The 2,294-nt window shown below is 40.2% G+C and carries 1 protein-coding gene; it reads right to left on the reverse strand.

Annotated features, from left to right (window positions below):
* Positions 1-543: 543 nt before the first annotated feature.
* A complete protein-coding gene (locus ACI4WO_RS05045; protein ID WP_439806472.1) occupies positions 544-2,127 on the reverse strand; it encodes a peptide chain release factor 3 in 1,584 nt (527 codons plus the stop codon).
* Positions 2,128-2,294 lie beyond the last annotated feature (167 nt).

Here is a 2,294-nt window from a genome sequence, read left to right on the forward strand (position 1 = left end):
CCTTTCTTTGGTTCGTTTCTTGCGGCATGGCAAGAAATGAACATAGTCTTTGTTATTTCTTGAAGCATCAAGAAAGTAAGGAAAAATTTTTTAAAATTTTTTTAAAAAGTAGTTGAAAAAAGTAAAAAAATGGTATATAATGATATTAGAACGAAAATTCACTTATAAAAGTTTAATACCGTATGAACGAACCAAAGAGAAAATTTCTGAACTTTCCAAGTGGGTTTAAAAAAAATTCGTCTCTACCCCACATAAACCATGGTTACATAAATGACTGAAATATTTTATGTATTCATCAGAAAATCTGCGTTTAAGGTGAGCGCAGAATCTTTGGTTCGTTTCATGCGGTATTAATAATAATCCCCCATCAACCTAATGAAAATCTTGTCCGCTATCATTCCGTCATTCTGCGTTGTTCTCCCTTGACTTGTGCCAGCAAGCCTGCGGTCGGTCGCCTTGATTGACGAAACGCTGTCAGACAATCTTTTCATCAGAACGATGAGGGATTAGTATAAGAATACCCCGCTTAAAGCGGGGTATTTTTTATTTATTAAAGTCTGAAAGTTCCAGACCTTCATTTTTTTCAAGCGCCCAGTTAATGTTCCATTCACTGGAAAACAGCAGCAGGAAATTATCTTTAAAGTCCTGAACGACTTTAGTATCAGAACTAATTATCAGATCCTTTGGTTCCACAGGAGATTTGTCGATCCACCTGATATAGGAGTACGGCAAAGGTTCACGGATAATTTCAACATTGTATTCATTTTTCATGCGGTACTCAAAGACTTCAAACTGCAAAACGCCGACTACGCCCACAATAACCTCTTCCATACCAGTAAAAGGTTCTTTGAATATCTGAATTGCACCTTCCTGAGCAATCTGTTCAGTACCCTTAACGAACTGTTTTCTTTTCAGAGTATCCTTCTGGCGTACTCTTGCGAAGTGTTCCGGAGCAAAGGTCGGAATACCTTCGAATGTTACTTTTTTTCTGGGAGAGCAGACAGTATCGCCGATTGAGAAGATACCCGGATCGAATACGCCTATAATATCCCCGGCATATGCACTGTCAATTATTTCACGTTCCTGAGCCATCATCTGCTGAGGCTGTGAAAGACGCATTTTCTTGTTGCCCTGAACGTGCATCACTTCCATATCTCTCTCAAATTTTCCGGAGCAGATTCTCATGAAAGTAACTCTGTCCCTGTGAGCCTTGTTCATATTAGCCTGGATTTTGAATACGAATGCTGAGAAATTTTCGTCAAACGGATTACATTCCCCTTCAACGCACGGTCTTGGCAGCGGCGGAGTAGTCATTTCAAGAAAGCTTTCAAGGAACGGTTCAACGCCGAAATTAGTAAGAGCAGAGCCGAAAAATACTGGTGAAAGCTTACCTTTTCTCACCTGTTCCATATCGAATTCCTCGCTTGCACCGTCTAACAGTTCAATGTCTTCAAGGAGCGTTTCACGATGTTCTGCACCGATAAGAGAATCAAGGGAACTGTCGTTTAAATCGACCTCCACAGCATCTGCCTGCTTACTGTTTCCGTTAGCGGAAAAGCTTATAATATGCCTTGACCCACGGTCATAAACGCCCTTGAATTCCTTTCCCGAACCGATAGGCCAGTTTACAGGATAGGTTTTAATACCCAGTTCGTCTTCAATCTGTTCAAGAAGATCGAAAGGGTTACGTGATTCACGGTCCATTTTATTTATAAAAGTGAAAATAGGAATATTTCTCATTACGCAGACTTTGAAAAGCTTTCTTGTCTGGTTTTCAACACCCTTTGAAGCGTCAATTACCATTACGGCTGAATCCGCAGCCATAAGTGTACGGTAGGTGTCTTCGGAGAAGTCCTGATGTCCGGGAGTATCAAGAATGTTAATGCAGAAGTCTTTATATTTAAACTGCAAAACAGAAGATGTAACGGAAATACCTCTTTGCTTTTCAATTTCCATCCAGTCTGATACTGCATGACGGTCGGATTTCTTTCCCTTTACCGCACCTGCCTGATTTATTGCACCTCCGTACAGCAGAAGCTTTTCAGTAAGGGTTGTTTTTCCGGCGTCCGGATGGGAGATAATGGCGAATGTTCGCCGCCTGTTTATTTCTTTTTCTAATTCTGTCAATGTATTTATCCTCCTTTCCAGCTTTTTGAAAAAAGCTGGGCAAAAACTTTCAGACGTGATTTTCTTTTATTCGTTCTTTTAGATAAGGCTCGACCACTTACTTTTTCCAGCCTTTTGAAAAAAGCTGGGCAAAAACTTTCAGACGTGATTTTCTTTTATTCGTTCCT

The organism is Porcipelethomonas sp. (assembly GCF_051893655.1).
Lineage (GTDB): Bacteria > Bacillota > Clostridia > Oscillospirales > Ruminococcaceae > Porcipelethomonas.